At 67.5% G+C, this 25,886-nt stretch carries 28 protein-coding genes and 1 tRNA gene; 17 read left to right on the plus strand and 12 right to left on the minus strand.

All coding sequences use genetic code 11. The annotated features are described in order from the left end of the window. Nucleotides 1-14 precede the first annotated feature (14 nt). Nucleotides 15-275, minus strand: coding sequence for a hypothetical protein (locus tag HFP15_RS18980; RefSeq protein ID WP_168517454.1), 261 nt, complete (start codon nucleotides 273-275; stop codon nucleotides 15-17). Nucleotides 276-523: 248 nt separating this feature from the next. On the opposite strand from HFP15_RS18980, the gene HFP15_RS18985 reads away from it, so the two are divergent. Both HFP15_RS18985 and HFP15_RS18990 read left to right on the plus strand, forming a co-directional pair. Beyond that, nucleotides 524-892, plus strand: a complete 369-nt coding sequence (locus tag HFP15_RS18985; protein WP_168517456.1) for a pyridoxamine 5'-phosphate oxidase family protein — start codon at nucleotides 524-526, stop codon at nucleotides 890-892. A gap of 436 nt (nucleotides 893-1,328) precedes the next feature. Next, on the plus strand, nucleotides 1,329-2,438 hold the full coding sequence (locus tag HFP15_RS18990) for a three-Cys-motif partner protein TcmP (RefSeq protein WP_168517458.1): 1,110 nt from the start codon (nucleotides 1,329-1,331) through the stop codon (nucleotides 2,436-2,438). Here the strand turns inward: HFP15_RS18990 and HFP15_RS18995 are convergent, their stop codons facing one another. Beyond that, on the minus strand, nucleotides 2,439-3,194 hold the full coding sequence (locus tag HFP15_RS18995) for a DUF5131 family protein (RefSeq protein ID WP_168517460.1): 756 nt from the start codon (nucleotides 3,192-3,194) through the stop codon (nucleotides 2,439-2,441). Between the two features lie 413 nt (nucleotides 3,195-3,607). Next, nucleotides 3,608-4,180, minus strand: a complete 573-nt coding sequence (locus tag HFP15_RS19000) for a hypothetical protein (RefSeq protein WP_168517462.1) — start codon at nucleotides 4,178-4,180, stop codon at nucleotides 3,608-3,610. Nucleotides 4,181-4,359: 179 nt separating this feature from the next. On the opposite strand from HFP15_RS19000, the gene HFP15_RS19005 reads away from it, so the two are divergent. Beyond that, nucleotides 4,360-5,025, plus strand: coding sequence for a hypothetical protein (locus HFP15_RS19005; protein WP_168517464.1), 666 nt, complete (start codon nucleotides 4,360-4,362; stop codon nucleotides 5,023-5,025). A 190-nt stretch (nucleotides 5,026-5,215) separates the two neighbouring features. Here HFP15_RS19005 and HFP15_RS19010 read toward each other — a convergent pair whose 3' ends face one another. Then, complete coding sequence (locus HFP15_RS19010; protein ID WP_168517466.1) at nucleotides 5,216-5,476, minus strand: helix-turn-helix domain-containing protein; 261 nt, start codon at nucleotides 5,474-5,476, stop codon at nucleotides 5,216-5,218. Between the two features lie 147 nt (nucleotides 5,477-5,623). Here HFP15_RS19010 and HFP15_RS19015 point away from each other — a divergent pair, with 147 nt between their 5' ends. The 3 genes from HFP15_RS19015 to HFP15_RS19025 all read left to right on the plus strand — a co-directional run bounded on the left by HFP15_RS19015 (nucleotide 5,624) and on the right by HFP15_RS19025 (nucleotide 7,497). Beyond that, nucleotides 5,624-6,031 (plus strand): hypothetical protein, encoded by a 408-nt coding sequence (locus tag HFP15_RS19015; protein WP_168517468.1) that lies wholly within the window; start codon nucleotides 5,624-5,626, stop codon nucleotides 6,029-6,031. A 68-nt stretch (nucleotides 6,032-6,099) separates the two neighbouring features. Next, entirely contained in the window at nucleotides 6,100-6,678 is a 579-nt protein-coding gene (locus HFP15_RS19020) for a hypothetical protein (protein WP_168517470.1), read from the plus strand. Between the two features lie 459 nt (nucleotides 6,679-7,137). Next, nucleotides 7,138-7,497, plus strand: coding sequence for a hypothetical protein (locus HFP15_RS19025; RefSeq protein WP_168517472.1), 360 nt, complete (start codon nucleotides 7,138-7,140; stop codon nucleotides 7,495-7,497). A gap of 9 nt (nucleotides 7,498-7,506) precedes the next feature. On the opposite strand, the gene HFP15_RS19030 is transcribed toward HFP15_RS19025, so the two are convergent. Together HFP15_RS19030 and HFP15_RS19035 are read right to left on the minus strand one after the other, a co-directional pair. Further along, on the minus strand, nucleotides 7,507-8,430 hold the full coding sequence (locus HFP15_RS19030) for an SUMF1/EgtB/PvdO family nonheme iron enzyme (RefSeq protein ID WP_168517474.1): 924 nt from the start codon (nucleotides 8,428-8,430) through the stop codon (nucleotides 7,507-7,509). A gap of 56 nt (nucleotides 8,431-8,486) precedes the next feature. Next, nucleotides 8,487-9,266, minus strand: coding sequence for an aminotransferase class IV family protein (locus HFP15_RS19035; protein WP_168517476.1), 780 nt, complete (start codon nucleotides 9,264-9,266; stop codon nucleotides 8,487-8,489). A 205-nt stretch (nucleotides 9,267-9,471) separates the two neighbouring features. Between HFP15_RS19035 and HFP15_RS19040 the strand changes: the two genes are divergently transcribed. Continuing rightward, on the plus strand, nucleotides 9,472-9,669 hold the full coding sequence (locus HFP15_RS19040; RefSeq protein WP_168517478.1) for a hypothetical protein: 198 nt from the start codon (nucleotides 9,472-9,474) through the stop codon (nucleotides 9,667-9,669). 20 nt (nucleotides 9,670-9,689) lie between these two features. Here HFP15_RS19040 and HFP15_RS19045 read toward each other — a convergent pair whose 3' ends face one another. Further along, nucleotides 9,690-10,043, minus strand: coding sequence for a GntR family transcriptional regulator (locus tag HFP15_RS19045; RefSeq protein WP_210717513.1), 354 nt, complete (start codon nucleotides 10,041-10,043; stop codon nucleotides 9,690-9,692). A gap of 195 nt (nucleotides 10,044-10,238) precedes the next feature. Between HFP15_RS19045 and HFP15_RS19050 the strand changes: the two genes are divergently transcribed. From HFP15_RS19050 to mobF, 7 genes are all read left to right on the plus strand, one after another. Beyond that, entirely contained in the window at nucleotides 10,239-10,487 is a 249-nt protein-coding gene (locus tag HFP15_RS19050; protein WP_246271849.1) for a helix-turn-helix transcriptional regulator, read from the plus strand. Further along, nucleotides 10,487-12,577: a type IV secretory system conjugative DNA transfer family protein gene (locus HFP15_RS19055; protein ID WP_168517482.1), complete on the plus strand. Its 2,091-nt coding sequence runs from the start codon at nucleotides 10,487-10,489 to the stop codon at nucleotides 12,575-12,577. The genes HFP15_RS19050 and HFP15_RS19055 overlap by 1 nt, the downstream gene beginning before the upstream one ends. Nucleotides 12,578-12,588: 11 nt before the next feature. Further along, nucleotides 12,589-12,948 (plus strand): SsgA family sporulation/cell division regulator, encoded by a 360-nt coding sequence (locus HFP15_RS19060; protein WP_168517484.1) that lies wholly within the window; start codon nucleotides 12,589-12,591, stop codon nucleotides 12,946-12,948. After that, the gene (locus HFP15_RS19065) at nucleotides 12,948-13,085 is read left to right on the plus strand and encodes a hypothetical protein (RefSeq protein ID WP_168517486.1); all 138 of its coding nucleotides are present in this window, start codon (nucleotides 12,948-12,950) and stop codon (nucleotides 13,083-13,085) included. Before HFP15_RS19060 ends, HFP15_RS19065 begins: the two co-directional genes overlap by 1 nt. After that, nucleotides 13,082-13,909, plus strand: coding sequence for a hypothetical protein (locus HFP15_RS19070; RefSeq protein WP_210717515.1), 828 nt, complete (start codon nucleotides 13,082-13,084; stop codon nucleotides 13,907-13,909). Before HFP15_RS19065 ends, HFP15_RS19070 begins: the two co-directional genes overlap by 4 nt. Then, nucleotides 13,906-14,802, plus strand: coding sequence for a hypothetical protein (locus HFP15_RS19075; RefSeq protein ID WP_168517488.1), 897 nt, complete (start codon nucleotides 13,906-13,908; stop codon nucleotides 14,800-14,802). The genes HFP15_RS19070 and HFP15_RS19075 overlap by 4 nt, the downstream gene beginning before the upstream one ends. 220 nt (nucleotides 14,803-15,022) lie before the next feature. Beyond that, on the plus strand, nucleotides 15,023-19,462 hold the full coding sequence (mobF, locus tag HFP15_RS19080; protein WP_168517490.1) for a MobF family relaxase: 4,440 nt from the start codon (nucleotides 15,023-15,025) through the stop codon (nucleotides 19,460-19,462). Nucleotides 19,463-19,466: 4 nt separating this feature from the next. Here mobF and HFP15_RS19085 read toward each other — a convergent pair whose 3' ends face one another. Beyond that, nucleotides 19,467-19,910: a hypothetical protein gene (locus tag HFP15_RS19085; RefSeq protein ID WP_168517492.1), complete on the minus strand. Its 444-nt coding sequence runs from the start codon at nucleotides 19,908-19,910 to the stop codon at nucleotides 19,467-19,469. Nucleotides 19,911-20,299: 389 nt separating this feature from the next. On the opposite strand from HFP15_RS19085, the gene HFP15_RS19090 reads away from it, so the two are divergent. From HFP15_RS19090 to HFP15_RS19100, 3 genes are all read left to right on the plus strand, one after another. Beyond that, nucleotides 20,300-21,184 carry a hypothetical protein gene (locus HFP15_RS19090; protein WP_168517494.1) on the plus strand — a complete coding sequence of 295 codons (885 nt, stop codon included), beginning with the start codon at nucleotides 20,300-20,302 and terminating at the stop codon, nucleotides 21,182-21,184. A 243-nt stretch (nucleotides 21,185-21,427) separates the two neighbouring features. After that, nucleotides 21,428-21,646 (plus strand): excisionase family DNA-binding protein, encoded by a 219-nt coding sequence (locus HFP15_RS19095; RefSeq protein ID WP_168517496.1) that lies wholly within the window; start codon nucleotides 21,428-21,430, stop codon nucleotides 21,644-21,646. Between the two features lie 115 nt (nucleotides 21,647-21,761). Beyond that, entirely contained in the window at nucleotides 21,762-23,156 is a 1,395-nt protein-coding gene (locus HFP15_RS19100) for a tyrosine-type recombinase/integrase (protein ID WP_246271850.1), read from the plus strand. Nucleotides 23,157-23,350: 194 nt separating this feature from the next. Here HFP15_RS19100 and HFP15_RS19105 read toward each other — a convergent pair whose 3' ends face one another. The 4 genes from HFP15_RS19105 to HFP15_RS19120 form a co-directional block, all read right to left on the minus strand. Next, nucleotides 23,351-23,617, minus strand: a complete 267-nt coding sequence (locus tag HFP15_RS19105; RefSeq protein WP_168517500.1) for a hypothetical protein — start codon at nucleotides 23,615-23,617, stop codon at nucleotides 23,351-23,353. A 92-nt stretch (nucleotides 23,618-23,709) separates the two neighbouring features. Next, nucleotides 23,710-24,240: a hypothetical protein gene (locus HFP15_RS19110; protein WP_168517502.1), complete on the minus strand. Its 531-nt coding sequence runs from the start codon at nucleotides 24,238-24,240 to the stop codon at nucleotides 23,710-23,712. A 262-nt stretch (nucleotides 24,241-24,502) separates the two neighbouring features. Further along, nucleotides 24,503-24,589: transfer RNA gene (locus HFP15_RS19115), tRNA-Ser, on the minus strand. A gap of 77 nt (nucleotides 24,590-24,666) precedes the next feature. Beyond that, the gene (locus HFP15_RS19120; RefSeq protein WP_168517504.1) at nucleotides 24,667-25,707 is read right to left on the minus strand and encodes an ABC transporter ATP-binding protein; all 1,041 of its coding nucleotides are present in this window, start codon (nucleotides 25,705-25,707) and stop codon (nucleotides 24,667-24,669) included. Nucleotides 25,708-25,886 lie beyond the last annotated feature (179 nt).

Here is a 25,886-nt window from a genome sequence, read left to right on the forward strand (position 1 = left end):
GACAGTGAGTACATCTACAGGCGCGCAGCGTACGACTCGGCCGACGAGACGGCGGCCTGGATCGTGCTCTGCTGGCCGTTGATGCCCTGGACCGCCTCGGCGAGCAGGCCGTGCGCCTGGGTCACCTCCGGCTGCGTGCTGCCGGACGTGACCTGTCCGAGGATCTGCTGCGCTTCCTCGAGGGCTTGCGCGGCTTGCTGCAGGGCGGCGACGCTGGCGTTGCACTTCTCGTTCGCCATCGCGATCCCAGCGCGGATCTCTTCCACTCCGGCCATTGGCGCGGGTACTCCTCGGGTTGGTAGGTCTTCGGCCGCCTTCCCGGCGACGCCGATAAAACTATCGGTAGACCCTGAGTGCGAGACATCGCGGTGTACTAGGGCAAATGGGTGACGCCCGCCAGGGGTATGCCGCGCAGAACGGCCCCGAGGCGGCCCCGGGCGCCCGGGCAATTCGCCTCTACCGGCGGGAACGCGGACCGGCTTAGCTGTGAATCCGCGCTGGCTTGATGTCGAAGGAACTCACGATGCCGACCAAGGCCTACGACCTGCCCGAGCAGGAATGTGTGCGTCTCGTGCGATCGAAGCACGTCGGTCGCCTGGTCTACGCCGAGCGCGGGCTGCCCGTCGTCCGGCTCGCGGAGTTCGTGATCGTCGACGAGAACGTGGTCATCCACGGCCAGGTGGGGCCCTGGCTGGACCGCCTCGACGGCGCCGTGGTGGCGTTCGAAGTCGATCACGTGAACACGGCCACGCACACCGGATGGTGCGTTGTCATCGTCGGCCGAGCGCGAAGGGCGGAGACGGCCGACGACTCTTACGAGCGGCACTGCAGCATCGACATGGGGCAGATCAGCGGCCACCGGGTGCGGTTCCCGGCCAGGCCCGTGCAGTGAGCCCGGTGCAACGGCAGAACGCCGGGCACCCGTTGACGGGCGACCCGGCGTTGCGCTGGCGGAGGATACGGGATTCGAACCCGTGAGGGCTGTTACACCCAACACGATTTCCAATTCCGCTTCGCGGCGTTCGACCTTTCCCGGTGGTCGCCTGACCTGCAAGGACTGATGATGCGGCGACTAGAGAGAAGCCCGCTATCTCGAGCAACTGCAACCCAGACTGCAACCCATTGGTTGCCGGGCGCAGCAGCCGCGAGCGTCCGGTCCTGAGAAGGATTGCCCCGTGTCCGCCACTGAAGGGGCTTTCGATCACGCCGCCAAAGGCATGCGTTGCACTCGTCTTTTTGGGGCAGCATGTCGCCGATCAGTAACGTTGGGTGGTTGTTGACCGACTTCTCCAGCCGAACGATCACAAACGTCTTGCGAGGATGCAGCGATGGCACGAACGGGCGAGCGAGAAACCGTCTGGGAGTTGAAGCCGCACACGGCCGCGAAGCACCAGCTTCTGACCGGGTATCTCAAGGCCTGGTTCCCGATTTTGAGCAGGTGGAACGCTCGGATTGTCTTTCTCGACGGCTTTGCGGGGCCCGGCATCTACAAAGGGGAAGAGTACGGCTCGCCGATCAAGGCTCTCGATGTGCTGCTCAAGCACACGCACAGAGATGCAATGGCGAATAAGGAGTTTGTCTTCTTGTTCAACGAGGCTGAGCAGGACCGTTACGAGCAGCTTGAAATAGTCGTAAGGGATTACGTTGCGAAAAACCAACCGTGGCCGAGTAACGTAAAGGTTTCGGTTGGAAGCGACAGTTTCGAGAATGTCGCCGAGGGGATTCTCGGCTTCCTTGAGCAACAAAAGTCAAACCTAGCGCCTACGTTCGCCTTCGTTGACCCTTTCGGTGTCAAGGGTTTACCCATGGACTTGCTGCGTCGTCTCCTCTCTTTTGACCGCTGTGAGCTCTTCGTCTACTTCGACTTCAACACAGTCAACCGGTTTGCGAACGCTGGCAACATTGACGACCGACTCACCGAGTTATTCGGTACAGACCTCTTTAAGCAGGCCAGAGGCTTGACGGGGGCAGAGCGTAAGGCCTTCCTTCACGACTTGTATCAATCTCAGCTCGTCGAGGTGTGCGGTTTTTCTTACGTCAAAAGTTTCGAGATGGTAAACAGCAGCGGGCACACCGGATACTTCCTGTTCTATGGCACCCGGAACATCAAGGGCCTTGAAGTAATGAAAGATGTCATGTGGACGGTCGACCCCGGCAGCGGTGAGAAGTTCTCTGACATACTCGCCGGGCAAGACGTGTTGTTCCAGGCTGAAGTTGATACTCGGCCTCTACAACAGGACATGGCACAACATTTTCGTGGGCAGCTCGTAAGCGTCGAAACGCTTGCGCACTATGTCCTCGTCGACACGCCCTACGCGCTGAAGCATCTAAAGAAGCTCACCTTAAAACCAATGCAGAAAGAGGGCGTAATAACCAGTCCGAATCAAAAAAGGACGGGAACCTTTCCGGAAGGTACGCTTATCAAGTTCGCAGACTGATTACACGGCTAGTGCGCTGCGCACTTGAGGATACTCGCTCCATTCTCGTCCATCAAGTGACCGGCCGCCTGCCTTTGGTGTGCGCCCTCCCCATTGCTTGAAGAAGAATGGAATGTTTGCCGCCCGCGAGGCGTCGCGCAGGTCGCGAATCCACTCCGGGGCAACGGGGCGCGCCCCAAAACCACTCTCCCCGCCCGCGATGACCCACTGGATCCCGTGGAGGTCAATCTCATTTAGTGGGCCCAGCAGTGGCTCGGCCGATATGAAACGGACGACGGCAGGAACGGAGCGTAGGTGGTCCATGCGTTGCAATTGGTCCGATGATTCGACGCTTACGCCCATCCAAAGGTTTGGCGGCCAGTCAAGCTTTCCTGCGACGCGCGCCATGCGCAGTGAGCGCTTAGTCAGGACTTGGTAAGTGTGCTGGGGCGTTTTGCGAATCGTGGCGAAGACCTCTCGGATGTAGCTGATTGGCACGCGGGCGTGGAATAGGTCACTCATGCTGTTTACAAAAATGATCCGGGGCTTCGTCCAACGAAGCGGAGCGTCAAGCGAGTCGGGATGAAGGGTTACTCCGAAACCGGGCCCCGAGGTCTTCTCGTTGCCGTCAACCTGGTACCGGGCCTGGCCCATGGCCTTTAGACGGCCTGCAAGTTTGAGCGCGTAGCAGTTGTCACATCCGGCACTAATGCGATCGCAACCGGTGGTAGGGTTCCATGTTGCTTCAGTCCACTCGATTGAGCTGCTCTGTGCCATGACGACAGCTTATAGAACCTCATCTCATCGAACAAGTGTTTGAGTGGTTAGGGAGTCGCGACCCAGGCGCGATGAGTCGTCAAATGGGTTCGACTGTCTAGATCGGCGGTCCCTTGCCGATCGGTTCTGGTCATCGCCGCGACGAATGGCCGCCGGTCGGAAATCTGAAAAGCGGAAGGTCGCCGGTTCGACCCCGGCCCTGGCCACTTCATCTACCAGCATAAACAGCCCCTGTCGCGCATGGCGGGGGCTGTTTCGCGTCACGGGACGTCTCAGTTTCCGTCTCAATTGCCCTCCAGCGGTCGTTCACGTCACGGCGAAGGGCGAACACTGATCGTTACGGGTCGGCCGGTCCACACGGTCAGTGGGTACTGTGGGACGCAATAGCGGACGGGACAAGTGAGGCGTCGCCACTACCGCCGGTCGGAGCCCAGGGTCGCCGCTATGTTCGTTGGTCCTGGCAAGAGTGAGTTCTGTTCCATCTTCCGCTTGAAGAGCCTCACAGCTCGCCGAATGCGGCGACGGCGCCACTTCGGTTCGAAACCTTCAACGCCGAGGTCTTCACGTATCGCTGCGAGTGACAGTGTGTGGACAGCTCGTTCGAGCGTCAGCAGACGCGCGCGTTCCTGCTCATCAGCCGCGTTCCAGGACAGGAGGTTCCGTATGCACTCGCGATACTCCTCGAACGCTCCGAGGACCATGTGGCTGGCGAACGCCTGCATGCGTTCTTCAAAGCGTGCCAGCTCTACGTAAAGGCCGTCGACGTCCGGCGTGCGTGGGTCGTCCTCGCCGCGGAGGAGTGAGGCGTTCCGTGTCATGACGTCGAGGTAGGCCAGGTAGAGGTCGTATCGGCGGTCAAGCAGGCGAGACAGGTGGACGTTCGACCTGTTCTTGCGTTCGCGACGGCCTGTCAGGCCGGCCGTTATGAGGACGCCGAGGAGGGTAAGGCCGCCGCCAACCAGAGTGGAGATGACCTGTTCCGTCATCCGGCTACGGTAGCTGACACGCGGTGACGGACGATCGAACACGCTGGTCCCCGCTCGCCCTCGCCGTTCCTTCCGCTGGTACTGGTGGTGACCGCATGCGGTCACCACCGCAGCGGCGACGGTCGACACGCGACTCGCGCCTGCGGCTGTGGATGTCCGCGGTGGACTTGGATGTGCGGATGAACGTGTTCGGCCTGCCTATGGACGAGATCACGAAGTTGGGCGGCGAGATTGCCACCGGCTTGAAGGCCGCTCGCACCCTGTTCTCGATCATGCCGCCTGGTCAGGACAAGGGTGCGAAGAACAAGCAGAAGCGCCAAGGCGCTTACCTCGGACTTCTGGTCGCCACCGGCGACCTGATGACCTGGCACATCTACCTCGGCGGAATGGCGGTCGCGATGCAGCGATGGGAGCCGTTCGCGTTTCGGCACACTACGACCGCGATATACCAGACCGCCGACGCGCGGAAGGCGATGTCGGCCTTCCTTGCCGCGCTATCGGAGATCCGGCTGGTCGGTAACCCGGAGCCGCGCGCCGCCGCCGAGGAGATCACCGCGGCCCTAGGTGAGCTGTTCGAGTTGCTACCGACGGCGAAGAGGGCTTCGGAGCGCGAGCAACAGATCGCGCGCACGGGGCGGTGGATGCTCCGACTGGGTGAGGCGCAGAAGGATTTCATTCTGGCTGCGCGGCGCGACCTCGGTTTCGCGAAGAAGCTGCGTACGCACCGGTGGGAGGTCTGGCGCCCGCGGACCGTCGAGGAGTGGCCGGGCGGCTGGCCTCGGAATATCTCTCGGCATCAGGAGAAGGCCCACGGCAAGGCGTTGGGGTCATCTCCGGGCGAGTAGCCGAGATCGGCTTCTTGAACGGCATCGAGTCGGCCTCAAAGCTGTACCGACCCGCCGGCTTGTGCTGGTCGAGCGCGCGGAACAAGAAGCTCAGCCACGTCACAAGGCCCAGGCCTGTCGCAGTGTGATTAGCGCGCCGCTGATCCCCACGGCATAGGTGAAGAGCCCCGTGACGATCGCCGTGTATTGGTCACCGGCCGAGTCGTTCGGTCGGGGGTGTATCCGGCTGGAGTTTGCTGATCAGTTTGCCCGGGTCGATCTCCAGGACGTAGGCAAGGTTGAGCAGGGTGTTGATGCTGGGTAGCACCTGGCCGTTTTCGTACTTGCTGATCGCGGAAAGCGTGGCGCCGGCCTGGTAGGCGAGGTCGAGTTGGGTGAGCTTCTTCGCCTGGCGTCGGTGCCGGAGGCGACGCCCGAATTCCTCGGCGGCAGCGGACGCGGGCTCGGGCACGCCCGCAACCATGATCAAACAACGCGTGAAGCACTATACCTTCGACGACACCTAGAAAAAGAGTTGGCGTTTGAGATAAGTTTGCGTGGCCGCGATCACGCTAAATACGCTGGTCAGGGCACATCGAAGTGTCGAGGTGGGGAGCGGGTGACAACGATCATGGTGTGGGTTGCGTCTACCGCAACGGGCAAGGTCACGAAGGTCGACGGCGGCGAGCGGCCGCCACGCTGCGTGACCCGCCTGTGCTCAGCGTCGCTCTGTGTGCTGGCTCGGGCGCGGGTTCCGCGCGGCGCGAGCCCACGATGCGCGCTGGCGCTCGCGCTCGCCGCCGGCGCGGGGCAGGAGATCGGTGCGGCCGAGCCCGCGGTGTGTGTCGAGTGTGGCCTGCCTCGGGGCACGGTGGCCGGGGAGATCTGGCGCCGGTCGTGGACCGGTGAGCCGCTGTGCGCGGATTGCGGGTCGGTGCTCGAACTGGACGGGGAACTCAAGGCGTTCGCCGCGCTCGCGCCCGCCCGGAGCGCGTGCTTTGCCGACCGGGCGGGGGATGTCGGATGACGCGCGAACGACCGCCGAAATGCTCGACACCGCGCCCACAGCGCACGATCCCTATCGGGACCACGGGGATGAACTGGGAGTTCCCCGCCACGACGCCGGCGCCGGTGATCACCGCCGAGCGGGAGGACGGCACCATATTCGTTGTCGATCAGTGGCGGCTGGCCTCCGCGGTCACGCTGCTGAGCCTGTGGGCCAAGCACGGCGTGCTACGGCTCTCGGCGAGCGGTTGGGCTCTGGCCTGGGAGGACGTCCAACGAGGCTACGAGTGGGGTGTCTTGCCACAGCGCGTCGGAACCCATCGGATCACGCTGCACCTGCACGACACTCGGCAGACCGAACCGAGCCGGGTCGAGCTGATCGACATCACCCGTGGCCCGGATGGGGACGCGCAGGCCCGCCATTCAGCCTTCACCGCGCCGCGACCGGGACTCAGCGGCGACACCGATACCGACACTCACCTGGCGATCATGCTGACGATGCTGCGAGAGAACGGCGGCACGCTCGCCGGTCGCCTGGATCAGCTGCTCGCCACCGCCGACATGATCCAGACCGGGCACGAGTGGCGCGCGGTCGAGCTGCCCGTCAACGGGGACACCAAGACCTTCCACCTCGCCGAACCCGCCCGGCAGGCGGCGAGCGCCCCGTGAACGAGGACTGCCCCGACCGCCGGCCGAACACATCGGCAAGGCCGGCCGCGCTCATCGCCGCGCGATTGCGTCGCGGCGGCGTGCTGCCCGGCGGCCGCATCGTCGGCGAGACCGACCGAGCCGTGCACCTGTTCCCGCTCCCGGCCGACATCACCCGCGCCGAGCACCTCACCGCCCTCTGCGGACTGACCATCACCCCCGGCACGGCAGACATGGTGCCCGCCGTGACCGGCATGCCCTTGCCCAGCGTGTCTCGCGCGGGCCCCCCACGGCGCGACCGGCTAACCCCCAAACGGCCGCCCGGCACCGGCCCCCGCGCTCCAGCCCACGCGGCGCGGGGACCGGAGTGCATGCCCACTCGGGCACGCAGCCAGCCGTTGCAGCTGTCGAACATGTGTTCTAACGTGGACGCTGGCAAGCAGGGTGGGGGCTGTCCGATTCGGGCGTCAGGGGTTGCGCATGGTCACCAGGCACGAACGTCAGCTGGAGCGGGCCGCGCTCGCGAAACGGATGCGCGAGCGCGCCGATGAGGTGCACGCGGTCGCCCGCAACGTGCCCTTCTGGCGGGTCGATGACACCGGGGACGAGCTGGTCATGCGCGACACCGACGGAGCGGTGCTCGTCACCTTCCACGGCATCCACGCGCCGCTGATGGCCAGATGGCTCGACATGCTCGGTCGAACGGCGGGGATGGCTCTCGCGCAGCTGATCCGGCATTGCAGCGGAAGCCAGGAAGAACTCCCCGGACGCGCGGCGGCGCTGGCACTGCTGCAGGAGATGGGCGTCGAACCCAAACCGACCCGGTCAGGGCGCCGATAGGCGCCGCATTCACTCGTCGAACGTGCTGGCCCCGGTGATGCATCGAAACCCGGTGTCGTCGTCGCACATCGTGGCGGCGGCGTCGTTGAACGATGACGGGGTGGCGCGGCTGAACGGGCTGGTCCAGGCGCCGCCCTTCAGCTCGTGCCGACCGGGTTTGCTCTCGGTCGAGCACCATTCCCAGACGTTGCCGCACAGGTCGTAGACGCCGTACGCGCTGAGGCCGCTCTGATAGCAGTCTCCGGCCGTGGTTTCGCCGACGCCGTTCTCGCGCACGTTGCACTTGGCCGGGGTCGGCTGGTCGCCCCACGGGTAGACGGTGCCGCGGGTGCCGCGGGCAGCCTTCTCCCACTGCTGGGAAGTCGGCAGTTCCTTGTTGGCCCAGGCCGCGTACGCCCTGGCGTCGTGCCAGGTGACGAAGACGACGGGGTGATCGGCGCGGCCGGCCGGGAAGTCGCCGTCGACCCAATGGCGCGGCGCCTCGCGCCCGGTCGCCGCCACAAATCGTGCGTACTCGGCGTTGCTGACCGGGTGGACATCGATGTAGAAGGCACTGAGCCACACGGGCTCGTTACTTGGGCCGGCTAGGTAGACGCCGCCGTCCACCTTGACCATCGGACGGCCGTCGACCGGGTGCCGGACCTCGCTACCGCCGACGAGGGCGGTCTGGCCGTCGTCCTCATTCGTCGGGACGAGGGAACCGCCGGTCAGGTGGCCGAACCGCGCCTGCGTGTCGGGGTCGCTGCGCGTGAGGCAGGTGTCGAGGGCCGCCTGGTTCACGGGCCGCGGGTTGATCGTCTCGCGCCCCGCTTCCCACTTGGAGATCATGCGTTCGCTTACGCCGAGGTGAGCCGCGAACTCTCGGATGCTCATCCTCTTTGCTTCGCGCAGCGCCCTGACCTCGACACCCGACCAGCGTTGAACCGTAGCCACGTCCGCTCCCGTAGACGATCTTCCTGCTGGCGAGGGTAGCTGCTCGGTGGCAGGGGCTACACGCGTTCGGCCGGAATATCCGCGTACAGCTCGCGCAGGCGTTGCACGGCTGGGTGGTCAGTGGGCCACTCCCGATCGTCAATCGAGGCGATGGGGCGCACCCCGGTGGCCGCGTTCGTGCCGAACGCCGCATCGACGCCGGCGAGGTCGGAGAGGGTGAGTGGCTTCGACGTCACGGGTTCGTCGAGCTCTTGGTTTATCAACGTCATGGTTACTCCGGCGAGGTATTCCGCCCGAGGCCACACGATCTCATCGTCGCGCACAAAACCGATATTGGATGTCGCGATTTCGGATATGGTGCCGTCCGGGTTCAAGAAAAGCACGTCGTCGAATCCATCACGCTGCGCGGCTCGCCTTCTCTGGAGTGCGCCGAATAGGCTGATGTGCTTCACCGCGGGGATTTCGCGTTGGTAAGACACAGCCTGCAGGCGCCAGGGCGCAGGTAGGCCCTCGCCAGCCGCACGCGTGGTGACCAAGACCCGAGGATTCGCGTCGTTGCCGATCGTGCCGAGGTCGAGCGCCGGGTCATAGATCGTCACTCGCACGACCGTCCGCTGGTCGTCTCCGGCCAGGGCATGGCGCACGTAGTCGCGTACCCGCTGCGCGTCCAGCTCAGTGTTGAAGAGGTAGCGGCAGTCCCGGGTCAGTCGCTGGAGGTGCAGCGACAGGCCGCGCACCTTGCCGGACTCGACGAGCATCGACGTGAAGTGGCCGTAGTTGGTCAGGGCCAGCGCCTTGATCTGCTCGATTGTGGGAGGGACGCCATTCAGTTCCATTGGGCCAGCTTCGCACTTTCCAGGTCCGGTGTGCACCTCGGGGGCGCGCAAGTTCAGTGAAAGTTCAGGGGTGCTGGTTCGGTGAAAGTTCAGCGGTGGGGCGCTGGTCGGACAGTTCTCGGGAACGATTTTCCGGGGGAACCTGGATTCATGAGCAAAACGGGTACAACCCGCCGATTGAGTAGCCCGAGGCATGGAGGACGTCATGGCGAGAAATGCAATTCCAACCGCGTACCGGCCCAGGCTCTGGCCCAAGGTCGTATCCGGTTTGGTGATGGCGCTGCTGCTCCTGCTCGCCGTGAGGAATCCAGTCGAGGCGGCGCATTGGCTCCGCGCCACAGCTCAGGGCCTGGCGACGATGGTGGACGGAATCGCGGAGTTCACCCGCAAGCTGAACGGGTAGGTGGCTCGGCGTTCGCTCCGTCAGTCCCCGGCCTCAAGTGCGGCGAGCCGCTCTTTGATCGACTCGATTTCGCGCCGAAGGTCGCTGACCGTTTCTGCCATGTCCTGGTCCGCCGGCCGCCGTTCAGGCCGTTCGTCGGCACGGTGGCGAACGTAGGAGCCCTTGCCCTGACGGGTCACGATCAGCCCGGCGGCGCGCAGTTCACTCAAGGCGCGCTTGGCGGTCTCGATGGCCACTCCGTACTCGCTCGCCAGCTCGCGGTGCGTGGGCAGCTGTTCGCCCGGGGCGCGGTCGCCGCTTTCGATTGCCGCGGCCAACCGATCGGCGAGCTGGCGATACGACGGCCGGGCGTCGTCGGGGTCGAGCGCGCTCATGACGCACAGCATACGAGCTGTGTCAGCTCGGACGGCTTCGCTGGCACGCCATCCTTGTCCGAACTATCTAAGACGTCTAAGATAGCTATGTACGCACGTTTGTCGGTTGTCTCGCATCCGAGGTGGCGACAGCAAGAAGCCCCGACCGGTGTTCCAGCACCAGCCGGGGCGCACATCGAAACCGTGGGAGTAACGATGCAGATTGAGCGTACCCGGCTGTACCGGGTTCGAACCGTCGCCGAGAGCTTCGACGTCTCGGTAGCCACGATCTACCGGGCCGTCGAGTCGGGGGCCCTCCGGGCTATCCGGCTCGGCAAGGGCAAGGGTGCTGTCCGGATTCCTGGCGACGCGATCGAGGAGTACCTCACGGCGTGCCAGTCGGCCGCGGTGACCCGCGAAGGCCACCGGGAACTCGACGAGGTCGCGGCTGGGGGTGCGGCCTGATGAGGACGTTCGGTGCCGCCCTGGTGGCGACGGTGTTGATTTTCCTGGGTGCGGCCTTGTCGGGCTGGCACGTGAAGGTGGCGGTGATCTGGCCGTGGTTCGTGGTCGCGGGTGTCGCGGCCGCGGCGTTCGGCCTGGCGGAACTGGTCAAGGGCAACGTCGCCCGGTTCGCCACGGTGTCGGCCGGTGTGGTGGGCCTGTCGATCTGGTTCGCGGGCTGGGTGCCGGAGGAGACCCCGGGTTATGGGGTGTGGCTGTGGGGCCTGTTCCTCGGTGGCCCGGTCCTGCTGTTCACGGTCGCCTTGGGTCTACGGGGGCGGGGCGGTTCGCGAGGCCTGTTGGGTCGGTGGTCGCGCAGGTCGCGTCGGAACGGTGGGGTTGCTTCGCGCTGGCAGATCTGGCGGGTGGCGTCCAAACACGCGATGCGCCGCAAGGCGAAGGTCCTCAAGCCCAGCTTGCGAAAGGCGATGTGGTGGACGCGGCGCCGGACGCCGGTGCTGGCCTACGCCACGCCGGTGGCCCGGGTGGGTTGGCAGCGGATCTGGTCGCCGGTGGAGGACGTGACGCTGCGCTTCGGCGGCCCGCGGTCGGGCAAGACCGGTGAGCTGGCCTGCCGGATCCTGGACGCGCCGGGCGCAGTCATCGCCACCAGCACCCGCACGGACCTGATGGGATTGACCGCCACACTGCGCGCGCAGCGCGGTCCGGTGCGGATCTTCAACCCGTCGGGGTTGGGCAAGCGGCCGTCAACGATCACGTTCGACCCGCTGACCGGGTGTGAGAACCCGGTCACCGCCACGTACCGGGCGAACGACCTGCTGCCGGGTGAGGGCGGCAGCGAGGAGCGGGAGCACTGGGTGTCCCAGGCCCGCCGCGCGCTGGCGACACTGATGCACGCCGCCGCCCTGGACGGGCTGTCGATGGCCGATGTCGCGGAGTGGGTGGCGAACCCGGAGCGCGCGGCCGATGAGGTGCTGAAGTTGCTGCGCCGGTCGCCGGAGCCGATGTTCGTCTCGATCGCAGAGCAGTTCCTGACCACCAACGACCGCACCCGCTCGTCGATCACGACGACGATCATGCCCGCGCTCGGGTGGCTGACCGACCCGACCGCGAAGGCCGCCGCCACCGGCGGCAGCTTCGACGTCGCCGAACTGCTCGAATCTCATGCCACGGTGTACATGCTGGGCGCGGAGGAGAGTCACACCGCACCGCTGGTGGCGGCGTTGACCGGGCATATCGCGCGGGAGGCCCGCCGCATCGCCGAGGAATCCCCAGGTGGCCGGCTGGACCCGGCGCTGACCCTGGTCCTGGACGAGGCGGCCCTGGTGTGTCCGATTCCGTTGCCGGACTGGACCGCGGACATGGGTGGCCGCAACGTGACCATCCACATCGGAGCCCAGTCGCGAGCGCAGCTGCGCAAGCGGTGGGGTGACACCGGGTGCGGCGCGATCATGACGAACTCGGCCACGTTGCTGATCCTGGCCGGCGCCCGGGACGCGGATGACCTGCAGGCGTATTCGACACTGACGGCGGACCGGCACGAGCTGGTCGAGTCCGAGGACGCCGACGGCAACGTGACCGGGCGGACTCCGCAGCGGGTGCCGGTGCTGTCCCCGGGGGAGATCTCGCAGCTGCCGGAGTTGCACGCGGTGATCGTGCGGCGGGGGATGCCCGCGGCGATCGGGCGGCTGCAGATGGCGTGGAAACGCCGCGATGTGAAGGCCGCCGAGCGCCGCGAGCGGTGGGCCGAGTTCGCGCAGCGGTGGGAGACCCGCCGCGAGGAGTGGGCGATCCGGTTCGGCGCGTGCGTCGACCTGCTGGCTGACCGGGCAGACCGGTGGATGGCTCGCGCCGAGGCCTGGCACGCCGCGCGGAAGGCCGCCCGTGCCGAGGTGCCAGTGCTGGTGCAGGACCGCACCGAGACGGTATGGGCCGAGGTGATCCGTCTCGACGAGCCCGAGTGGGGTGCCGTCCGGCGGGGCGACGCTCCGGCCGAGGAGCCGCTGGCCGCGCTGGACGCCGAGTTGGAGGCCGACCTGGGCCAGTGGAGCGACGCCGAGACCGGCGACGAGCGCGGCGAGGGGCGGTGACCGTGATGCGGATGGATCTTCCCGTGCTGATCGGCTCCGGCCACACCGTCGCGAGCTTCTACTACGAGTCGGCCGACCCGTACGCGGTGACGCTGCGCGTGATCGACGGTGCCGGGCCGGTGCAGTGGGTGTTCGCCCGGGACCTGTTCGCCGAGGCTCTCGACGACGGGCGGGCCGGTGTCGGCGATGTCGCGGTGACGGTCCGCGGTGATCTGGTGGTGCTGGGGTTGTCCAGCCCGCACGGGACGGGCACCGCGGTTTTCCGCCGCGCCGACGTCGCCACCTTCATGGCCAGCACCCACGAGATCGTGCGGCCGGGCAGCGAGTCCGTCTGGCTGGACTGGTCAGACGTGCCGGGGGTGAACCGCTGATGGTCTGCCCGAATGGACACGGCGACTGGTTCGGCTCGTGCGGGATCTGCACGTGCCGGGTGTGCGGCGCGCAGTGGCGGCCCGCCCTCTCGCTCATCGTTCTCGACCTCGCCCTGTCCGACGGAGGTGTCGCATGAGCAGCACCAAAGACCTGAAGGAATGTGTCCTGTGTGGACGTCGCGGGGTGCAGGGGTTCACGGCTGCCGATGCGCTGACTTGGCGCTGTGCCAACCAGATTGCCTGCCAGCGCCGCCTGAACGAGGCGGAGCAGGACCGCCCGCACACACCGGATGCGTCCCAGCCCGAAACGGGGACGGCGAATGCGGCGGTGGCGGGCATGGCCCGCGAGATCGAGGGACTACGCAAAGCTGTCGCGGCTCTGCCACCGCTGTCCATGCGGGTCGAGGACCTGGCGCGGGTAGTGCAGGACCTCGCGGCGAAACTCGCCGAGAGCCCGGCCGAGGGCAACCCGGCCCTGTCCTGGCTCGCGTTGCCCGCCGACCCGGAGATGACGCGGGAGGTGCTGGACGGGCTGTGCCGGTGGCTGGCCGAGGTGTTCCTGCGCTACCCCGACGGGGCCGGGGCGCTGCCGGAGTGCTGGCTGTGGCACCCGGACGTGGTCGAGGAACTGCTGTGGCTGATGCGCACCTGGCTCGCCGCCTACGAGGACGCCGACGCGTCCGCGTTGCGGGCTGGGGACTGGCACGACCGGTACCGGCCGGGCGTGGTCAAGCGGATCAAGACCGCGACGGGCAGCTGCTCGCTGGAAAACCACCTGGCGGGCGGCAGCCATCACCGACCAGCGCCGGCCGTACCGCTGACCGAGGCCGCCGAGCGCATGGCCGCGTGGTGGTCGACCGCGCGCGGTGACGCCGCGCCGGAGCCCACACCAGAACACCTGCAGGCGGCGCGCGATGTCGATGCGCAGCAGCGCCGCACCGGAATGGGGGGACGTCGATGAGCAGGCAAGGAAAGTCCTCGGCCGCACTGCTGGCGGCCGGTCTGGTGGTCGCGTTCGGCGCGGCCGCGGCCACGGCGCACGGCCTGTTCGAGGTCGCCGCCGCCTCCGGCGTGCCAGCCGCGATCGCGTGGATCTACCCGCTGATCACGGACGGCCTGGCGATCGTCGCGTACGCGGCCACGTCGCGACTCGACGCCGCAGGCCGCCGGTACGCGTGGGCCGTGGTGATCCTCGCCGCCGGGCTCTCCGGTGTCGCGCAAGCGGTGTTCCTGGCTGGTGGCATCGGCGCCTCCGGTGCAGCGGCGCGGCCGGTGCCGGAGCTGTTGCGGTTCGGTGTCGGGGCGTGGCCCGCCGTCGCGGCGGCCATCGTGGCGCACCTGCTGTTCATGCTCGCCACCGACCACCGGACGAATCAGACCGGAGACGAGGAGGCGAACGGCGTCGGCGGTGCGGCAACGACGGCCACGCCCGTCGCGCCGTCCACTCCGGCCGTCGTCCCGGAGCGTGTTCAGCGTCCAGCCGTTCAACCGGTGCCCGTTCAGCCGAGCCCTGTTCAGGCGGCAGCGTTGAACGCGGCTGTACCACCGGAGGCGGCTGAACGTACAGCCGAGCTACCGGCGCTGGTACAGCGCGAGGAGCCGACGGACAGCGGCGCGCATGCGGATGGGCCGCGACGTCCAGTCAGCACTCCGGCGTCGCCGAAGCGGGACCGGGCGCTGCGCGAGGCCCGCAAGCACCTGGCGCTGCACGGAGTCTTGCCGACCGTGGATCAGCTCATGCAGCTCGCCGAAGTCTCCCGAGGCACCGCAGGCACCGCCCTGCAAGAACTCCGCGAACAACCCGCAGCACTCCACCTCATCACCGAAGCCAGCACCAGCAAGGCCAACTCATGACCACCACCAAGATCGCCACGACATCACCACTCAGTAAGCCAACTCAGAAGTCCAAGACCACCATCAGCAACTCACCCAGCAACGACTCATCAAGCCAAAAAGAAGATGCACACCTATGCATCACGATCCGATGGGCCGGTGCGCCGTGGCCGGCGCCCGGGAACTCAGCGGCCGTTGTTGATCTTCAAGAAGCTGAGTTGATCTTGTCTGGGGGCGCGAAATGCTGACCGTGGCGAATGGTTACTCGGTCTCCTACCTCACCGACGAGGTCGCGAAGGGCCGGGAGAACTACTACACCGACGCCGTCGCAGCGGGGGAGCCGCCGGGCCGCTGGTACGGCGGCGGCGCCGAGAAACTCGGGCTCGTCGGGCTGGTCGACGAGCAGGACATGCGCGCGGTCTACGAGCAGTTCCTCGACCCACGCGACGAGGCGTTCAACGACCCGAGCCGCTGGGGCGAGGCGTCCACTCTCGGCCACACCGGCCGGAAATATCCGACGGAGGACGAACTGTACGCGGCGGCGTTGGACGCCGAGCCGCACGCGACGCCTGAACGCCGGGAGGAACTCCGATTGGACGCGGGCAGGCGGGCCCGCAAGAACGTCGCGTTTTTGGACGCCACGTTCAGCGTCCAAAAGTCGGTGACCGTACTGCACACCGCGTTCGAGGCGCAGCGGGTGAAGGCTGAACGAACCGCTGAACGGCTGACCGAGGCACTGGCCACCGCGACCGCCGCCGACCCGAGCGAGCTGGCCGCGTTGGCGCGGCAGCGGGACGACGCGACCGCGGCGGCGGATTCGTGGCGGGCGCACCGGGACGCGGTCGAGGACGCGATCTGGGCAGGGAACCGGGCGGCGCTGGATTACCTGTCCGAGCACGCCGGCTACTCCCGCGTGGGGCACCACGGCGGCGCCGCTGGCCGGTTCATCGACGCACACGACCTTGTCGTGGCGAGCTTCTTTCAGCACGACTCGCGCAATCACGACCCGCAGCTGCACATCCACAACGCGATCCTCAACCGCGTCGAGGGCAGCGACGGCCAGTGGCGCACGCTGGACGGCCGCGCCTTGTACCTGCATCGCGGTGCTGCCGCCGCAATCGGGGAGCGCACCACGGAGGAGCACCTCGCCCGGGCCCTGGGGGTGCGGTTCGCGTCGCGCCCGGACGGCAAGGCCCGCGAGGTGGTGGGGATTTCGCCGCAGGTCATGGAGCTGTTCAGCTCACGGCGCCGAGCGATCACACGCAAGACCGCGACGCTGGTCGAGGCGTTCGAGGCGAAGTTCGGCCGCGAGCCGAACTCGCTGGAGCTGGACCGGCTGCAGCGGCAGGCCACCTTCGCCACCCGCAAGGCCAAGACCCACGACGGGGAAACCGCCGCGGCCCGGCTGGAGCGCTGGGACCGGGAGTTGCGTGCGGAGGTCGCCGACGGACTCGCCGGCGTTGCCCGCGACGTGCTGGCCCTTTCGCACGAGCAGCGCGAGGCGCCCGAATGGTCACCGGAGGTGGTGCTGAAGACGGCCTTGGCCGATGTCCAGTCCACCAAAGCCGGGTGGACGGCGCCGGATCTCACCCGCGCGATCAGCGCCGCCCTGCCCGACCACCTCGGCGACCTCGACGGCGCCCAGCTCACACAGCTGCTGGACAGCCTGACCGCCGAGGGCGTGAAGCTCGCGACGCCGCTGGCCACCGACCGGCCCGGGGTCGCCGTGCTGCCGGACGCGCTGAAGCTGGCCAACGGCCAATCCGTGTATGAGGCGCCGGGCCGGAAGCTCTACGCCACACCCGAGCACGTGCACACCGAGCGCGCGCTCGCGGCGTCGACGGCTCGGGGCGGGGCTCCCGCGCTCGACGTGTCCGCGGTAGACGGGTTCGTAGCCGCCCTCGCGGACGCGAACGTGGTGCTTGGCGCCGACCAGGCCGCTGCGGTGCGCGGCGTGCTCACGTCCGGCGCGGCCGTCGAGTGCCTGGTGGGGCCGGCGGGCACCGGAAAGTCCTTTGTGGTCGGAGCCTTGGCGAAGGCGTGGGAAGACCCGGACCTGTGGAACGGCGCGCCGCGCCGGGTGGTGGGGCTGGCCTCCAGCCAGGTCGCCACCGACGTCCTCGCCGGAGAACGCCTGACCGCGCGCAACATCGCGCGGTGGCTGCACGCCCAAGCCAAGCTCGCCGAGGGCAGCACCCACCCTGAGCACGCCGCGTGGCGGCTGAACCCCGGTGACCTGGTGGTGGTCGACGAGTCGGCGATGGCCAACACTGCCGATCTGGCACGGATTCACCACCACGTTCGCGAAGCGGGCGCGAAGCTGCTGTTGACCGGTGACCACCGTCAGCTCGCCGCGGTCGGGGCGGGCGGCGGCATGGAACTGATGGCCGGCGCCGGAGCCGCGTACGAGCTGACCGAGGTCCGCCGCTTCGCCGCGGATTGGGAACGCGGCGCGTCGTTGCGGCTGCGGGACGGCGATCAGACCGTGCTCGGCGACTACCACAAGCATGGCCGGATCCTCGACGCCGGAACGCGCGAGCAGGCCGAGACCACGGCCGGGAAGGCATGGCTGGCCGACACCCTCGCTGGCAAGCACTCGATCCTGATCGTGGACACCAACGAGCAGGCCGCGCACCTGTGCGCCGAGCTGCGTAACGACCTCATCCGGCTCGGCCACGTCGCCGAGGACGGGGTGCCGCTGGGGTTGCAGGGCACCTACGCCGGGGTCGGCGACCTCATCCAGGCCCGCCGTAATGGCTGGGACCTCGCCGGATTCGAGGGCAACCGTGAGGTGCCGATCAACCGTAAGCAATACCGCGTCCTAGACACCCGCGACGACGGCGGCCTGGTCGTGGCCCGGGTCTTGGGCCGCGAGGACGGGATCGGCGAGGTGCTCGGCGAGCGCATCACGCTGCCCGGCGCCTACGTGGGTGAGCACGTGGCGCTCGGGTACGCGTCGACCGTCCACAGTGCACAAGGCTTGACGGTTGATACGAGCCACGCCGTGGTGACCGAGTCCACCGGGCAGGAAGCGCTCTATGTCGGGCTCACCCGCGGCCGGCACGGCAACACCGCCCACGTGACCACGTTGAGCGTGCCGAACGACGCGCCTGAGGGCGCCGCCCTGGAGGCGGTGCACAAGACCCCTGCCGCGGTGCTGGCCACCGCGTTCGAGGGCACCGGCCCGCAACGCTCGGCGCTGGCCGAGGCGACCGAGGCCGAGGCCGACAATCGGTCGATCCGCACGCCTGCCGAGCTGCTCGCGGACGCGAGCGAGCTGGCCACCGCGGGGCGGACCGCGCGCTGGCTCGATGACCTGGTGCGGGCCGGGAGGCTGACGGAGAACCAGCGGGCCCGCATCGCCGCCGAGGACGGGGCACCGACCCTGGCGCGGCTGCTGCGCCGGGCGGAGCTGGCCGGGCACGACCCGCGCCACGTGCTCCACGAGGCCGTTACGGCACGGGAGCTGGCCGGAGCACGGCAGCTGTCCAACGTCATCCACGGCCGCATCACCGCCGCAGTGCGGCTCGACCCGGTCGGCAACTCCTACCACGACTGGCTGCCCACGGTGGATGATCCAGAGTGGTCGACCTACCTGCGGACGTTGGCCGATGCCGCTGACCAGCGGTGCCGTGAGCTGGGTGAGCAGCTGGCCGCCGAACCGGAGCAGTGGGCCGTCGAGGCGTTCGGGCCGGTGCCCGACGAGCCGGAGGCCCGCAACGAGTGGGTCGAGCGGGCCGCGATCGTGGCCGCGCACCGCGAGCTGACCGCCCATGAGGACGAGGCGACCGCGCTCGGCGCGACACCGAAGACCGGGCAAGTTGAGGCGTACGCGTCGTGGCGGGCCGCGTGGCGGGCGCTGGGACGGCCGGAATCCGGCCGGGACGAGCTCGAGATGTCCGACGGGCAGCTGCACGTCCGGATGCGTGCGTGGGAGCGAGAAAAGGCGTGGGGCCCGGAGTTTGTGGGCAACGAACTGGCCGGAACCCATCAGGCGCTCGATCAGCGTCGCCGCGACGCCGCGATGCGCCGCGCCGAGGCCGACGCCTCCACGGACGAGGCCGAGCGGGAGCGACTGCTGCAGGAAGCCAGCGACGCGGAAGCCCTCGCCGATGTGCTCGCCACGCGAGCGGCGGAACTCGAAGCAGCTGACGATGCGCGCGCGGTGTGGATGGCCCACACCGCAGAAACCCGCGCCGCAGCCGACCGGGCACGGCTGGAGCTGTCAGCCCGGTCGGTCGACGCCGCGCCGGTTGAGACCGTCACCGCCGAGGAATGGCTTGAGGCCCACAACCGGCACATGGCAGAGGAGGACTCGCACCGCGAGGTCACGGCCGAGCACGACCTCGCCGACGTGGTTGAGCAACAGGCGACCGACCTCGACGCCGTCGCCGCAGACGCCGACGACGACGTTGCGGAAACCGACGTGAGCGACGTGAGAGACACCGCCAGCGCCGAAACACCGGTCGTGCATTCGGCAGACGTTCGAGTGCCCTCCGCAGACGAATCGGCCGACACCATCGAGCACGCTCGGCGCGCGCTGCAGGAAATCCAGGCCCGCGAGGCCGCCGACGCGCAGCGGGCCGAGGAGGAAGCCAGGGCAGCGGAAATGTACCGCCGCAACACCATCGACGCGGCCGAAGCAGCCGTAGTCGACGAGAACGCGGCGGTCGCGCAATGAGCCGTCAGTCGCGCGCCGGGGCCGGGGCGGGAACCTCGATCGGCGGATTTCCGTACCGGTGCCACGCCCACTCGAACGTGGCATGCACCGCCAGCAGCCAGCCCGGGCGTTTGGTCAACCAGTACGGCACCGGCCGGCGGCCCAACAGCTTTGCTGCGGCCAGGGCCTCCTCCTCGATGGCTTCCTCGTACGCGGACCCGAACCGGCGCGTGATCGGCGCGTCAGCTGGATACCACGCGCGGCCCTCCGGTCGCACAGTCGCGGTCGCCAGCCACCGGCATGTCTGGACCACCCCGAAGTTCGCCCACGTCCGATCCCGCTCATACAACCGCTCAGCTGCCAACCAGAGCCGCGCGAATTCCACCGTCGGCACGCGCACATTGCCGCGCGGAATCCTGTCGAAATCGCGTCCTGTCAGCTCCATACCAACCAGGGTGACACCGGGCACCGACAATTTTGAGCACCCGGCGCCATCGCTCGCCAACGCGCGGGTGCTCGCGCTCAAGGCCGCGCGGGCCAAGGACCCGAGCTGTGCCGCCTTCGGCGGCGCGGTCTTGTCTACCGCGACAAACGTGGCTACTCACCCTGCCAGCGGCGGCCCGTGTCCGGTTACCACGGCCCCACCTCACCAGCAAGGGGTCCAAAACATCTTGGCCGCAAAAAAGCACGCGCCCAAGATCTTTTGGCCTGATCCCTTGCTGGTGAGCCTCCGGGGCCGTGGTCGCCCTCGCCCGCGGGCAGGCCCCGGAAAAGCACGGGGCATGCCCGCCGGCCCAAGGGCCGCGGACCGAAAAGAAAAAGACGCCGGTGCCGGACTGTCTGGAAAGGACACTGAGAATGAAGTGCATTGCCCACAGCGTCGAGTACTGCCCGACCTGTAACTCACTGCCGCAGCCGTTCCAGGCCAGCTTCGAGGGCTGGAACGCCAACCCCGACAGCCTCGACGACTGGCCCAACACGGTGTCGGTCGAGGCGGTGACCGGATACGACCCGGCGGCCGAGGACGCCGCGAGCGTGGCCGGCGAGCGTGACCTCGACGAGTACGCCGACACCCACGGCGAGCGGGAACTGGTCGAGATCGACACCAACTACAAGCCCACCCGGCCGGGGCAGCACCCGGTGCGCCTCACCAGGGTTGACGCCGCGCGCCTGGCCGCCGCGATCCTGCAAGCCACCGAGGACACCTTCCACTACACGCGGTGCGGGCGGTTGCGCCCGGCCGACGCGAAGGAACTGCTGGAGGCCCTCCGTGACGTCGAGTACCAGCTGAGCGAACTGCGTGACCACGCGCTGACCGACCTGCTCATCGGCACCGGCCTCGACCGCGACCCCATGAACACCGCCGACGAGGAGAGCAAGCGCCCCGACGAACACAACCGGAGCGAGCAAGCGACCGTCGAAGGCACGCCCACACCGACTGAGGCGGGCCAGGGAAGCGAGCAGCACACGCCGGTGCCCGCATGGCGCGGAACCTGGCCAGCTGAAACCCGCAGCTTCGACACGCAGTTGGCCGACGCCCTGCACGAGCTGTACCCGGATGTCGTCGTTGCGTTCACCGGGGCCGACGCGTTCGGTGCCCTGGCCTACAAGGTGAACCGCCGCTGCCGCGAAACAGGTGAGACCCCGCTGCAGGTGCTGACCTCCCTCGACCCCGAGGACCGCGTGTTCGCACCCGGCGCCCTCGACCCGGCCGCGTTTCTCGCCAGCCGCATCGATTCCTGACCCCGCGCCGCACAAACAACGACAAGGAGGTGACACGCGATGAACTGCAACCCCGCCGCAGGCGACGGCCACTACTACGTCAAGCAAGACGGCCGCTGGGTCTGCTGCAAATGCGGCAGCTCGCAATGAGTGGCGTCTGAGATGCGGACGGGCCGGGTCGTGACCGGCCCGTCCGACTCAGAGCCTACGTCCCGCGAAGAAACCCCAGGTCCCGACCGACTCAAGCTCTGGGAGCGAGATCCAATGGAAGCCTCATCCGCCGCCGAAAACCGCCGGCGCCTGCTCACCGTTGAAGAGGCCGCCGAGGCGCTGAGCATCGGCCGCACCACCATGTACGCGCTCATCAAGGCCGGGCACATCTCGACGGTCCGCCTCGGGAAACTCCGCCGGGTACCCACCGACGCTCTCACCGCCTATGTCTCGCAACTTGCTACCCACCAGCACGCAAGCGCGACGCGCTGACCAGGGGAGGGGACTTTACATGGCAAGGAAGAAGCGAGCTGAGGGCACTCGTCGACCCAACGGGGCGTCAAGCATCTACGAAGGCGCTGACCGCAAGTGGCACGGTTGGGTGACGATGGGTGTCGGCGACGACGGCAGCCCTGACAGACGCCACGTCAAGCGTTCGAGCGAGGCCGACGTGATCAAGGCCGTCCGGCAGCTGGAGCAGGAGCGCGACAGCGGCAAGGTTCGTAAACCAGGGCGGGCGTGGACGGTGGAGAAATGGCTGACCTACTGGGTCGAGAACATCGCGGCGCCCAGCGTCAGACACACCACGATGGTCGGCTACAGGTCGTCGGTCTACAACCACCTCATCCCCGGAGTGGGAAAACACCGCATCGACAAGCTGCAGCCGGAGCACCTCGAAGCGCTGTACAGGCGGATGCAGGAGACGGACTATCGGCCGGGCGAGAAGCCCTTGAGGTCCGGCACGGTCCATCTGGCGCACCGGACGGTTCGCGTCGCGCTCAACGAGGCTGTGCGACGTAGCCACCTTGTCGAAAACCCTGCTCGGATTGCGAAGCCGCCCCGGATTGAGGAAGACGAGATCGTGCCGTTCACGCAGGAAGAGGCGTTGCGGGTGATCAACGCGGCTGCGGCGACGCGCAACGGCGCGCGTTACGTCGTGGCGCTGTCACTCGGGCTGCGCCGTGGTGAGGCCCTCGGATTGAAGTGGTCAGATCTATCAATCGAGTGGCGACACGGTTGCGTGAGGAACAGTGCGTGTCGCCGCAAGCTCGCAGCGAACGAGTGCCCAGCCCGAACCGGGAGCGGCACACTGACGATCCGACGCACGCTGCAACAACGCACCTGGCAGCACGGCTGTAGCCCCGCTGGATCTTGCGGGCATCGCCTGGGCGCCCATTGCCCGAATCGACATGGCGGGGGAGTCGTCGTCTCAGAGACGAAGTCACGGGCGGGCCGCCGGAAGGTGGGCGTGCCGCAACAGGTGGCCGAGGCGCTGGAAGCCCACCGAGCCGCGCAGCAGCGCGAGTGCGACCACGCTGCCAACCTGTGGGAGGACGGAGATTGGATCTTCACCAACCTGGTCGGCCGGCCGGTGCACCCGACCGAGGACCACCGCGCGTGGAAGGCGCTCCTGCGAACCGCCGGTGTGCGAGACGCGAGGATGCATGATGCGCGCCACACAGCAGCGACGGTGCTGCTCGTGCTAGGTGTCCCGCTGCCCGCGGTGATGGAGCTGATGGGGTGGTCTGATCCGAGCGTCGCCAAGCGCTACATGCACGTCACCGACGAGCTGGTCGCCGCGATCGCAGAGCAGGTCGGTGGGCACCTGTGGGCCGAAGCGTCCGGCGACGAAGAAGAGGGGAATGACCTGACCGACGAACAGCGGCAAGCTGTCCGTGAGGTCGCGGGCACATTGCCGAACAACCTCGCCCGGCTGCTTCTGGCGTACCTGGGCGAAGGCGGAGAGGGACCGTCTGCTGCCGCGGCCTCCAGCGTGGGCTAGGCCGTAAGCCGCAACGACGTCGTGGGCGTTTGGCGCTCGACCGGCTCGGGACTGTTCACGGCGACCTCGGCGATAAAGGTCCGGAGTCGAGCGACATCGGGTTCCAGCCTGTCGACGGCATCCGACAGAAGTTCTCGGCCAGCGGGCAGTCCGTCGTTGATCCACCCGACGATGTGCGAGTGGGACGTGAGCACCTACATCAGGTCGTGGGGCATGTCGTGCATGTCAATATGTCCGTGTGCAAGCTCGCTGGATGTCTGATTCCCCCACAGCAGGCCGGGGTCGGCGAGCATCCCGTCCTTGACGGCCACCAGCGTCTGGGACAACCGATTCCAGCGTGTCGCGAGGTCGGATCCCGGTGGTGGCGCCGCGGGCAATGTGGGCACCATGCGCGCCGCGAGGGACTGTTGGGCCGACGTCACCACCCAGTTTCCGGTCACACCCAGCTCGCGCAGATCCACGAAGGCATGCGCGTACCTTATCTGACCGGTTCCGGGACCGCTCCCGAGTCGAGGAACCCCTGGAACGCCCGCCCGTCCTGATGAACCGCGCCCTATCGACGGATGCCGGTCGCGGTCCGGATCCCGGCCACGGCGCGGTCCAGACCCACGATTTTCCCGTTGAGGCGAACCGCCCCGCTTGTGGTGTTACCTGCGTCTTTCTGCGTGTAGGTGATCTCGCAGAATTCTCGACGGCTCACGGGGATGAGGTTGACCAGCCGGATGGCACGCTGGTGATCGATGGATTGCACCGTCTCCCACGGGACTGCTCTGCGCAATTGCAGGAGAGGGAGACCGAAGAAGCCGCGCGAGTCGACGAACCCACGCTCGTAGAGGTACAACCCGTCACGGCGGATGGCGATCTCAACGATGTCGAGGACATACCACGCCAACACCACCGCCGCCACAACCGCCAGCGGCACCGACCAGCCAGAACCAGCCGTGCGGAAACTCAACACCGCGAGTACGACGATCACGATCGGCGCCAGCGCGCCGGGCCGGCGCCGAAAACCCTCGGCGTATGCGCCCAAGCCACCTGCATCCGCCGCGGCCTGCACCGGCTGCGGCACACGAACCCCGCTCATGTGCATGATCGTAGTGACCACTTTTGGGACCGCGCCCCGACTGGGACTACGTCCAGCACGTCGTCGACCTGCTTCCGGTCGGCGGGTCCCCGGTCTACCTACCGGACGAGGGCTGGCTGCGGGAGGTGGCCGCAGGCGGCTTTGGTGACTTAGTCGACGTGCGGCCTCGTAAACGGGTCCGACTGCAACCCAAACTGCACCCCCAACGACAACGCCGGGCCACCCGCTCAGCGGTGTGCCCGGCGTTTCGCCTGCTCAAGAGCGGAGGATACGGGATTCGAACCCGTGAGGGCTGTTACACCCAACACGATTTCCAATCGTGCGCCTTAGGCCGCTCGGCCAATCCTCCGTGGAAGAGGGTACAGGTCCCCGCCCGACCAGGGGTTACGGGGTCTGAACTGCGGCGACCGGCGCCCGGGGCTTCGATCAGGCGACCTCGGCCCTGGGCGTGGCGAATTCACGCGTCACGGGTGCGGTGAGGTTGTTGATCTCGCTCCAGCGGTGACACGCCACGAACGAGTCGTCGGGGGCTATGGTCATCGGCGGCCGTGTGGTGTGGCAGATGTCGACGACGTGCGGGCAGCGGCTCGAGAACGGGCAGCCGGCCGGGCCGCTGGCCGGCGCGGCGGCGGACGCGGTCGTGAACCCGCGGCGTTCCTCACGGCGTTTCTTCTGCGCCTCCGGATCGGGCACGGGGGCGGCCGCCACCAGCGCCTGCGTGTACGGATGCAGCGGGCGCCGGTAGACGGTGTCGGCCGGGCCCTGTTCCATCACCCGTCCGCGATAGAGCACGACGATGCGATGCGACAGGAAGCGCACGACGGCGAGGTCGTGCGCGATGAACAGGTAGCTGAGCGAGAACTCGTCCTGCAGGTGCCGGAACAGGTTGAGTACCTGCGCCTGCACCGAAAGGTCCAGAGCACTGACCGGCTCGTCGCAGATAACCATCTTCGGTTCGGCGATGAGTGCCCGCGCGATGGCGATGCGCTGGCGCTGCCCGCCGGAGAAATGCGCCGGGTACCGGGCGAATGCGGAGCGGTCCAGACCGACCTTCTCGAGCATGCGGACCACACGTTCCTCTGTCTCGGGCCGGGGAAGCTTCCGGTGTACACGCAAGGTTTCGGACAGTGTCTGCCCGATGGTCCTGGCGGGATTGAGCGAGCTGTACGGGTCCTGGAAGACGACCTGGAGGTAACGTGAGAGTGCTCGTCGCTGCTTGGTGTTCGCGTGGGTTATGGCCTTGCCGCCGAACGTGATCCGGCCGGTGTCCGGCCTGGTCAAGCCCAGTACGGCCCGGCCGAGTGTGGTCTTGCCCGAGCCCGATTCGCCGACCAGGCCGACGGTTTCTCCCGCTCCGACAACAAGGTTCACGTCGTCGACCGCGCGCACTGGTGTCCCGTGCCGTTCGCTGGGGAATTCGATGGTCAGGTTCTGGATATCGAGCAGCGGATGCGTGGGCTCACTCATGCGATCGCGACTCCCTTGTCGACGATGACCGTTCAACCTGCGCTGCTGGCGCGTGTAGGCCCAGATTCAATAATGAGAAACGCTCGTTTCGAATGGTGACATGAACACCAGGTTTCGACAACCTACCGACCCAGATCGGAATCGGTTCAAGCGGACGCGGTCCGTGGCGCCCTACCGCG

The organism is Amycolatopsis acididurans (assembly GCF_012328925.1).
GTDB classification, from domain to species: Bacteria; Actinomycetota; Actinomycetes; order Mycobacteriales; family Pseudonocardiaceae; genus Amycolatopsis_E; species Amycolatopsis_E acididurans.

What these genes read in the sequence shown, in the direction of transcription:
- HFP15_RS18980 (WP_168517454.1), bottom strand. Translation starts at nt 275, where the DNA reads ATGGCCGGAGTGGAAGAGATCCGCGCTGGGATCGCGATGGCGAACGAG.
- HFP15_RS18985 (WP_168517456.1), top strand. Translation starts at nt 524, where the DNA reads ATGCCGACCAAGGCCTACGACCTGCCCGAGCAGGAATGTGTGCGTCTC.
- HFP15_RS19055 (WP_168517482.1), top strand. Translation starts at nt 10,487, where the DNA reads ATGAGGACGTTCGGTGCCGCCCTGGTGGCGACGGTGTTGATTTTCCTG.
- HFP15_RS19070 (WP_210717515.1), top strand. Translation starts at nt 13,082, where the DNA reads ATGAGCAGCACCAAAGACCTGAAGGAATGTGTCCTGTGTGGACGTCGC.
- HFP15_RS19005 (WP_168517464.1), top strand. Translation starts at nt 4,360, where the DNA reads ATGAACGTGTTCGGCCTGCCTATGGACGAGATCACGAAGTTGGGCGGC.
- HFP15_RS19120 (WP_168517504.1), bottom strand. Translation starts at nt 25,707, where the DNA reads ATGAGTGAGCCCACGCATCCGCTGCTCGATATCCAGAACCTGACCATC.
- HFP15_RS19075 (WP_168517488.1), top strand. Translation starts at nt 13,906, where the DNA reads ATGAGCAGGCAAGGAAAGTCCTCGGCCGCACTGCTGGCGGCCGGTCTG.
- HFP15_RS19025 (WP_168517472.1), top strand. Translation starts at nt 7,138, where the DNA reads ATGGTCACCAGGCACGAACGTCAGCTGGAGCGGGCCGCGCTCGCGAAA.
- HFP15_RS19045 (WP_210717513.1), bottom strand. Translation starts at nt 10,043, where the DNA reads ATGAGCGCGCTCGACCCCGACGACGCCCGGCCGTCGTATCGCCAGCTC.
- HFP15_RS19040 (WP_168517478.1), top strand. Translation starts at nt 9,472, where the DNA reads ATGGCGAGAAATGCAATTCCAACCGCGTACCGGCCCAGGCTCTGGCCC.
- HFP15_RS19100 (WP_246271850.1), top strand. Translation starts at nt 21,762, where the DNA reads ATGGGTGTCGGCGACGACGGCAGCCCTGACAGACGCCACGTCAAGCGT.
- HFP15_RS19110 (WP_168517502.1), bottom strand. Translation starts at nt 24,240, where the DNA reads ATGAGCGGGGTTCGTGTGCCGCAGCCGGTGCAGGCCGCGGCGGATGCA.
- HFP15_RS19000 (WP_168517462.1), bottom strand. Translation starts at nt 4,180, where the DNA reads ATGACGGAACAGGTCATCTCCACTCTGGTTGGCGGCGGCCTTACCCTC.
- HFP15_RS18995 (WP_168517460.1), bottom strand. Translation starts at nt 3,194, where the DNA reads ATGGCACAGAGCAGCTCAATCGAGTGGACTGAAGCAACATGGAACCCT.
- HFP15_RS19060 (WP_168517484.1), top strand. Translation starts at nt 12,589, where the DNA reads ATGGATCTTCCCGTGCTGATCGGCTCCGGCCACACCGTCGCGAGCTTC.
- HFP15_RS19020 (WP_168517470.1), top strand. Translation starts at nt 6,100, where the DNA reads ATGAACTGGGAGTTCCCCGCCACGACGCCGGCGCCGGTGATCACCGCC.
- HFP15_RS19065 (WP_168517486.1), top strand. Translation starts at nt 12,948, where the DNA reads ATGGTCTGCCCGAATGGACACGGCGACTGGTTCGGCTCGTGCGGGATC.
- HFP15_RS19095 (WP_168517496.1), top strand. Translation starts at nt 21,428, where the DNA reads ATGGAAGCCTCATCCGCCGCCGAAAACCGCCGGCGCCTGCTCACCGTT.
- HFP15_RS19035 (WP_168517476.1), bottom strand. Translation starts at nt 9,266, where the DNA reads ATGGAACTGAATGGCGTCCCTCCCACAATCGAGCAGATCAAGGCGCTG.
- HFP15_RS19050 (WP_246271849.1), top strand. Translation starts at nt 10,239, where the DNA reads ATGCAGATTGAGCGTACCCGGCTGTACCGGGTTCGAACCGTCGCCGAG.
- mobF (WP_168517490.1), top strand. Translation starts at nt 15,023, where the DNA reads ATGCTGACCGTGGCGAATGGTTACTCGGTCTCCTACCTCACCGACGAG.
- HFP15_RS19090 (WP_168517494.1), top strand. Translation starts at nt 20,300, where the DNA reads ATGAAGTGCATTGCCCACAGCGTCGAGTACTGCCCGACCTGTAACTCA.
- HFP15_RS18990 (WP_168517458.1), top strand. Translation starts at nt 1,329, where the DNA reads ATGGCACGAACGGGCGAGCGAGAAACCGTCTGGGAGTTGAAGCCGCAC.